Below are 7,975 nucleotides of genomic sequence, written 5' to 3'. Positions count from 1 at the left end.
GATATTTTTTGCCACCGAAGTGGCTGATATCGTCTTGTGAGTGCCCACACAGATTGTCTGATAAATTGTTAAAGAGCAGTGAGTTACGCGCTTTCGCTTGCTAACTCGAGGTGGCGTATATTACGCTTTCCTCATTCAGTGTCAACCGTTTATTTCATCCGGTCATCACTGTTTTTAATCTTTCCGAACCGGTTACTTCGTGATGTTGTTCACGTTGTTCCCTGTCGATGGAGCGGCATTATAGGGAGTTCTCAGCAGGCCGCAAGGGCTAATTTTAAGAAAAAACACCGTTTGCTGCATTACACAGCAAACACACTGCTTATACCGTGTTTTGCACAGATTTATCCACAGAGCCGCAGGAATCTCAAATTTTGCGAGCGTCGCGCAATCGTTTTCGCTACAATTTCGCGCGTTAGTTTTCTGCTCTCTCTAAGCCAAGGATACAACCACCATGCAACAATCTCGTCCAATCCGCCGCGCCCTGCTCAGTGTTTCTGATAAAGCCGGTATCGAAGAATTCGCCCAGGCCCTGTCTTCGCGTGGCGTTGAATTACTTTCCACTGGCGGAACTGCCAGCCTGTTGGCGAAAGCTGGCCTGCCAGTCACTGAAGTGTCTGACTACACCGGCTTCCCGGAAATGATGGATGGACGCGTCAAAACCCTGCACCCGAAAGTTCACGGTGGCATTCTCGGCCGTCGCGGGAAAGATGATGAAATCATGGCGCAACATTCCATTGCGCCAATCGACATGGTGGTCGTTAACCTTTATCCGTTCGCACAAACTGTCGCGCGCCCGGACTGTTCCCTGGAAGATGCGGTAGAAAATATTGATATCGGTGGCCCGACCATGGTTCGCTCGGCAGCGAAGAACCATAAAGATGTGGCGATCGTGGTTAAGAGCAGTGACTACGCTTCTATTATAGAAGAGATGGATGCCCACAGCGGCTCGCTGACGCTGGCGACCCGTTTCAACCTGGCGATTAAAGCCTTCGAGCACACAGCCTCTTACGATGGCATGATCGCTAACTACTTTGGCACAATGGTACCGGCTTACCATGGCGATACTGAATCCGCATCTGGCCAGTTCCCGCGCACACTGAATCTCAGCTATATAAAGAAACAAGATATGCGTTATGGCGAGAACAGCCATCAGAACGCTGCCTTCTATATAGAAGAAAATGTCAGCGAGGCGTCTGTTGCCACCTCGACCCAGCTTCAGGGCAAAGCACTTTCCTATAACAACATTGCCGATACTGATGCGGCACTGGAATGCGTGAAAGAATTCGCGGAACCCGCCTGCGTCATCGTTAAGCATGCCAACCCTTGCGGTGTGGCTATCGGCGACAGCATTCTGGCTGCTTACGAGCGTGCCTATCAGACAGATCCGACGTCCGCTTTCGGCGGCATCATTGCCTTCAACCGTGAACTGGATGCTGAAACCGCGAAAGCCATCATCAGCCGTCAGTTTGTGGAAGTGATCATTGCGCCATCCGTGAGCGCCGAAGCGCTGGCGTTGACCGCTGCCAAACAAAACGTGCGTGTACTGACCTGCGGACAATGGCAGTCTCGCCACAAAGCACTCGACTTCAAGCGTGTCAACGGCGGCCTGCTGGTTCAGGATCGCGATTTGGGTATGGTTGAAGCGGCTGATCTGCGTGTGGTTTCAGAGCGCCAGCCGACGGAGCAGGAACTGACGGATGCGCTGTTCTGCTGGAAAGTCGCAAAATTCGTGAAATCCAACGCCATTGTGTATGCACGAGACAAAATGACGATCGGTATCGGTGCCGGCCAGATGAGCCGCGTTTACTCTGCCAAAATTGCCGGTATCAAAGCCGCCGATGAAGGTCTGGAAGTTGCCGGTTCCGTGATGGCTTCTGATGCCTTCTTCCCGTTCCGCGACGGTATTGATGCCGCCGCAGCCGTGGGGATTACCTGTGTTATCCAGCCCGGCGGTTCTATTCGTGATGATGAAGTGATTGCCGCCGCCAACGAACATGGCATTGCGATGCTGTTCACCGACATGCGCCACTTCCGTCATTAATTTTCTTTCAGCGGGTGCGATGCGCCCGCTCACCCGGAGTCCTCGAATGAATATTTTAATTATCGGTAACGGCGGGCGTGAACATGCACTGGCATGGAAGGCATCGCAGTCACCTCTGGCTGATAAAGTCTTTGTCGCGCCTGGCAACGCGGGCACCGCGCTGGAACCCTTGCTGGAAAACGTTGAAATTGCCGCCACTGACATCGCCGGTTTGCTGGCTTTCGCCAAAAGTAATGACATCGGCCTGACCATTGTTGGCCCTGAAGCTCCGCTGGTGATTGGCGTGGTTGATGCTTTCCGTGCAGCGGGCCTGAAGATTTTTGGACCGACACAGGAAGCCGCGCAGCTTGAAGGCTCTAAAGCGTTCACCAAGGATTTCCTGGCCCGCCATAACATTCCAAGCGCAGATTATCAGAACTTCACCGAGATCGAGCCGGCGCTGGCCTATCTGCGTAGCAAAGGCGCGCCGATTGTCATCAAAGCTGACGGTCTGGCGGCGGGCAAAGGTGTCATTGTGGCAATGACGCTGAAAGAAGCTGAAGATGCCGTTCACGACATGCTGGCGGGAAATGCGTTCGGCGATGCGGGCCATCGTATCGTTATTGAGGAATTCCTTGATGGCGAAGAAGCGAGTTTCATCGTCATGGTCGACGGCACCAATGTGCTGCCGATGGCGACCAGTCAGGATCACAAGCGCGTAGGTGACGGCGACAGCGGCCCGAATACCGGCGGTATGGGCGCGTATTCCCCGGCACCCGTGGTGACTGACGAAATCCATCAGCGCGTGATGGATCAGGTGATCTGGCCGACTGTGCGCGGGATGGCAGCGGAAAACAACACATACACTGGCTTCCTGTACGCGGGTCTGATGATCTCCGCCGATGGTCAGCCAAAAGTGATCGAATTCAACTGCCGTTTCGGCGATCCGGAAACTCAGCCGATCATGTTGCGTCTGCGTTCGGATCTTGTGGATCTTTGTCTGGCCGGTGCTGAAGGCCGTCTTGCAGATAAAACCTCCGAGTGGGATCCGCGTCCTTCACTGGGCGTGGTGCTGGCCGCCGGTGGCTATCCTGCTGATTATAAAAACGGTGACGTTATCCATGGTCTGCCGCTGGAAGAAGTGCCGGACGGGAAAGTGTTCCATGCGGGTACCCGTCTGCAGGATGAGCGGGTGGTGACGAATGGCGGACGCGTATTGTGCGTGACCGCATTGGGTAAAACCGTCGAAGCGGCTCAGGCCCGTGCGTATGATTTAGCGAAAGATATTCACTGGGATGGCAGCTTCTGTCGCAAAGACATCGGTTACCGTGCCATCGATCGCGAACGCAATCAGTAACCCTGACTCACCTGACGATCAAAAAAGGCACGCTTCGGCGTGCCTTTTCTTTTGCGAAAACGGGATCAGAGATCAGACTCTTTCGGTTCCCATTTACAGAAGTCTTCATTGGCGACCAGCAACAGTTCATTGCCTTCCGGTGCCGTCAGCCAGGCCAGGCCCAGATTATCGTTACTGCGGCTTGCGCGTTTCGCCAGCCAGACCTGAGAACGCACGGTCAGCTCCGGAGTAACCTGTTCGCCTGCGCAGGTGGTGATAATTCCTTTATGCCAGCGGGCCTGAATCAACCGGACATTTCCCGCCTTCAGCGCACTGCTCAAATCCAGGACTTTTGACGCTTCGTATTTATAGCGCTCAACGTCATCTGAGGACAATTTTTCGCGGCGCTCAGGCAGTTGTCGCTGCATAAAGCTGACATGGCCCTGCTCGTCGAAACGCAACATAACGCCCGAATCTGTTTTGGTCGCATGGGTTTCTTTGACCAGATGCAGTTGGCCCTGCTGGAATTCGTATCGGGTAATGATCGTATCGCCGCCGTAATAGGGGCTGTAGACGTTGAGGATCGTTTGAGGCTCGTTCTGTGCGCTGTCTTCGCGCCAGATCCGGTTGATGCCTTGATCGGCCACATAGCCGCTGGCAAAGAATAATTCGGAAGTGTTTTTAGAACTGCAACCCACCAGACCGAGCACCAGTAAACCTGCTACCAGTCTGGGGGTGATAAACTGAAGGGGCTTAAAGACCCCTTCGCTTATTCTTTTCACTGCAAGCAATTACTTAACAGCGTCTTTCAGAGCTTTACCAGAAACGAACGCAGGCACGTTTGCAGCTGCGATTTTGATTTCTTTACCAGTCTGTGGGTTACGACCAGTACGCTCGTTACGATGATTTACCTTGAAAGTCCCGAAACCAACCAATTGTACAGCATCACCTTCTTTCAGAGACTCGGTAATAGCAGACAGAGTAGATTCAAGAGCAACTTTGGCCTGTGCTTTGGAAAGATCAGCTTTGTCCGCAATTACATCAATCAGTTGAGTCTTGTTCATAAGTTATCCTTTACAGTGTGTTTATCGTTTGCAAAGCATCGAGTGCGACGGATATGCCGATTGACAGCACCCTCCTGCATACACGCACCGATAGCCACTTTTTTTACGCCCCCCAAATGTAGACCAGACAGGGTGCGGATGTGAAGCCTTAAGGCACGACAAATCAGGCGTTAAATCACGTTTTCTCGCCTTATTGCGCTAAATTTATGCCAATGTTACTGACAGCGGCTTCACGCAGGTCAGAACGTAACCCTTTTATTAATTCCAGGTCACGCTCCTCACAGTCAGCCAACAGGCGAAAAATCTCCCATTGGATGTCCCATTCTTCTTCAACAGCAGGAATGACCTTAAGTTCTTCATCGGTCATTTCTTTACCGGCCTGGGTCATTTCCAGCATCGCGACAGTACGAATTGACGTCTCGCTGACGGCAATCGCATGAGACAGCGTTTCGCCACTCAGACGCGAATGAATCAGTTCGCCTAATGCAATACAGGCGTCGATGGCCGGATACACCCCATAGAGGTCGTAATCGTCGGAAGAAGGCACTGCTTCCTCCAGTTTTTCGAGCTGTGAGTCAAAATTGACCTTGGCGTCTTTTACCACCAGCGTTTCCCAGATTAAATCCAGAATACGGCGGTAAAGCTGTGCTTCGCCAAACCCGGTTTCCAGGCAAAATGCCTGATAGTTCGGGTACATGCGTTCACACAAGCTCGCCATAAACGTCACGTGTTGCCAGCTTTCCAGCTTTTCGAGACGTAAATGAATTGGATTACGTAACATGAGTTGATCTCGTTAACTTTTCTGCGCGGGAGTTTACCTGAAATAAATCAATATCCCTATTCCTTGATTCCTAAAGATCATCACTCAACCGTTGCCAGCGTTGAAACGCCGCCCGGTTTGATGCCACCGCATCGGCCCAACGGGTCGGTTCAGGCAGACGATATTGCCGCATGCACTGCGCCACCCAATAAAGGGCGGATTCCATGCTGATGCGATTGCCCGGAGAGATAAAGAGGGGATTACAGCGTAGCTTGCTGCGCCAGACCCAACCAATCTGTTCATCGCCTTCATACAACGCCTGCTGACTGTATTGCTCATCACCCAGCGGCAGAAACTGACCACACAAGCGACTTTTGGCCACACCAATGGTCGGTACGTCGATCATCAGACCAAAATGACTGGCGACGCCGAGACGACGTGGATGGGCGATCCCCTGCCCGTCAACCAGCACCAGATCAGGACGGGAAGAGACCTGCTGCCAGGCTTGTAACAGTGCGGGAAGCTCACGGAAAGAAAGGAAACCGGGAATATACGGCATCACGGTAGGAATGCGGGCGATCTGGTATTCCACCAGTTCCAGCGACGGATAGCGTAAAACAGCCACCGCCGCGCGCGTCACTTCGCCACCCTGTTCGAAGCCGACATCCACACCAGCGATCAACGCCGGTGTGGTGAATCCGGGTGGATCCTGCAGTTCAATCTGATCTGCGAGGATCCGTTGCTCTTCACGTAATGCACGGGTATCGATCATACCGGTTTTTTACTCGTGATATTGACGGGACAGGCTGTGTACCGCTTCCACGAAGGCACCCGCGTTTTCCGGCGGGACATCCTGATGAATGCCGTGACCCAGGTTAAACACATGACCATTGCCTTTGCCGAAACCGGCCAGAATGGTTTCCACTTCCTGCTCAATACGTACCGGCGAGGCATACAGCATGGAAGGATCCATATTGCCCTGAATCGCGACCTTATCGCCGACACGTCGACGCGCCTCGGCAATGTCGGTGGTCCAGTCCAGACCCAGCGCATCACAGCCTGTTGCGGCCATCGCTTCCAGCCACTGACCGCCACCCTTGGTAAACAGAGTCACCGGCACGCGGCGGCCTTCGTTTTCACGGATCAGGCCATCGACGATTTTGTGCATGTAGTTCAGGGAGAATTCGCGGTAATCGCGAGGCGTCAACACGCCGCCCCAGGTATCAAAAATCATCACCGACTGGGCGCCCGCTTTGATCTGAGCGTTAAGATAAAGAATGACACTGTCTGCCACTTTATCGAGTAACAGATGTAACGTGGCCGGATCGGCGTACATCATCTTTTTGATTTTGGTGAAGGCTTTACTGCTGCCGCCTTCTACCATATAAGTTGCCAGCGTCCACGGGCTGCCGGAGAAACCAATCAGCGGCACTTCGCCTTTCAGGTTTTTACGGATAGTGCGCACGGCATTCATGACATACCCGAGTTCCATTTCCGGATCAGGCACCGGCAGTTTTTCGACATCAGCACGGTTAGTCAGGGGGGAAGAAAAACGCGGGCCTTCACCGGCTTCGAAATACAGCCCCAGCCCCATTGCATCAGGAATGGTCAGGATGTCGGAGAACAGGATCGCCGCATCCAGCGGATAGCGACGAAGCGGCTGTAAAGTCACTTCACAGGCCAGCTCGGCATTCTTGCACAGTGACATAAAATCACCGGCTTCAGCGCGGGTTTCTTTGTACTCCGGCAAATAACGACCTGCCTGACGCATCATCCACACCGGTGTAATGTCCACAGGCTGACGTAACAAAGCACGCAGGTAACGGTCGTTTTTCAACTCATTCATTCTTGCTCTTTCCTTCAATATTCGGGCCGCCCGACAATCATCTGACGGCATTCTATCACGCAAAACTGACGCTAGACGTCGTCGTCTTCGCTTTCTGCGCGGCACTGCGCAACGGTATCTTCAATCAGACGGCGGGCAATCGTCCCCGGCGGCGGCAATTGCGGCAAGGCGTCAAAGCGGTACCAGCCCGCATTCAGCAACTCTTTCGGATCATGCACTATCTCGCCGCTGTCGTAATCAGCCATAAACGCCATCATCAGTGAATTGGGGAACGGCCACGGCTGGGAACTGACATAACGGACATTCTTCACGCGGATGTTGCTTTCTTCCATCACTTCGCGTGCCACGGTTTCTTCCAGCGTTTCGCCGACTTCTACGAACCCCGCCAGCACCGTGTGGATGCCATTACGATGACGGACATGCTGCGCCAGCAAAATCTCATCGCCCTTGCGGATCGCCACAATGATGCAGGGCGCAATTTGCGGGTAATAGCGCTCGCGGCAGTGTCCGCAGAGCGCAGCCCACTCAGTTTTGCTGACGTGCATTTCATGTCCGCAGTAACCACAAAACTGATGTGAACGGTAAAATTCTGACAGCTGCACACCACGGCCGACCAGCTGGAATAATCCGCGATCCTGATCCAGCAACTGACGGGCGGAAACCATATGGTTTGGCATCGCCTGACGAACCAGCCAGACCGGTTCGCCCTGCCATTCGCCAATCTGACGCGCTGTCTTACCGGTCAGAGAAAATTGTGCAGCGCTGCCAAACGGCAGTTCGCCCTCAGGCAGCCACAGCTTGCCTTCCTGACTGATGACCCACCAGCCGTTGTGTTGCTCAGTAATCTGTAATTCCATAATTGTTGTTGCATAACCTCGTCGGGACTGACAATCTGAGAGTGATCTTTACATATTAGTAACGTTTCTTTTCGGTTACTTTTTTTATTGCT

The 7,975-nt window shown here is 53.1% G+C and carries 8 protein-coding genes; 2 read left to right on the top strand and 6 right to left on the bottom strand.

The features are described 5' to 3' along the window. Positions 1-451 precede the first annotated feature (451 nt). Positions 452-2,041, top strand: coding sequence for a bifunctional phosphoribosylaminoimidazolecarboxamide formyltransferase/IMP cyclohydrolase (gene purH, locus EYY67_RS22780; protein ID WP_131694444.1), 1,590 nt, complete (start codon positions 452-454; stop codon positions 2,039-2,041). A 46-nt stretch (positions 2,042-2,087) separates the two neighbouring features. Continuing rightward, positions 2,088-3,377: a phosphoribosylamine--glycine ligase gene (purD, locus tag EYY67_RS22775; protein ID WP_095924298.1), complete on the top strand. Its 1,290-nt coding sequence runs from the start codon at positions 2,088-2,090 to the stop codon at positions 3,375-3,377. 65 nt (positions 3,378-3,442) lie between these two features. On the opposite strand, the gene EYY67_RS22770 is transcribed toward purD, so the two are convergent. The 6 genes from EYY67_RS22770 to nudC form a co-directional block, all read right to left on the bottom strand. Then, positions 3,443-4,129 carry a DUF1481 domain-containing protein gene (locus EYY67_RS22770; RefSeq protein WP_242675628.1) on the bottom strand — a complete coding sequence of 229 codons (687 nt, stop codon included), beginning with the start codon at positions 4,127-4,129 and terminating at the stop codon, positions 3,443-3,445. A gap of 18 nt (positions 4,130-4,147) precedes the next feature. Continuing rightward, complete coding sequence (hupA, locus tag EYY67_RS22765) at positions 4,148-4,420, bottom strand: nucleoid-associated protein HU-alpha (protein WP_013577396.1); 273 nt, start codon at positions 4,418-4,420, stop codon at positions 4,148-4,150. A gap of 190 nt (positions 4,421-4,610) precedes the next feature. Continuing rightward, positions 4,611-5,201 carry a YjaG family protein gene (locus tag EYY67_RS22760; RefSeq protein ID WP_095924297.1) on the bottom strand — a complete coding sequence of 197 codons (591 nt, stop codon included), beginning with the start codon at positions 5,199-5,201 and terminating at the stop codon, positions 4,611-4,613. 70 nt (positions 5,202-5,271) lie between these two features. Then, positions 5,272-5,952 (bottom strand): deoxyribonuclease V, encoded by a 681-nt coding sequence (nfi, locus tag EYY67_RS22755; protein WP_131694442.1) that lies wholly within the window; start codon positions 5,950-5,952, stop codon positions 5,272-5,274. 9 nt (positions 5,953-5,961) lie between these two features. Further along, the gene (gene hemE, locus EYY67_RS22750) at positions 5,962-7,026 is read right to left on the bottom strand and encodes a uroporphyrinogen decarboxylase (protein ID WP_119823097.1); all 1,065 of its coding nucleotides are present in this window, start codon (positions 7,024-7,026) and stop codon (positions 5,962-5,964) included. 71 nt (positions 7,027-7,097) lie between these two features. Further along, complete coding sequence (gene nudC, locus EYY67_RS22745) at positions 7,098-7,883, bottom strand: NAD(+) diphosphatase (RefSeq protein ID WP_119823099.1); 786 nt, start codon at positions 7,881-7,883, stop codon at positions 7,098-7,100. Between the last annotated feature and the right edge of the window lie 92 nt (positions 7,884-7,975).

Source organism: Rahnella victoriana (assembly GCF_004330295.1).
GTDB lineage: Bacteria > Pseudomonadota > Gammaproteobacteria > Enterobacterales > Enterobacteriaceae > Rahnella > Rahnella victoriana.
The sequence above is the reverse complement of the archived record's forward strand: the minus strand, read 5'-3'. Positions and strand labels throughout refer to the sequence as shown.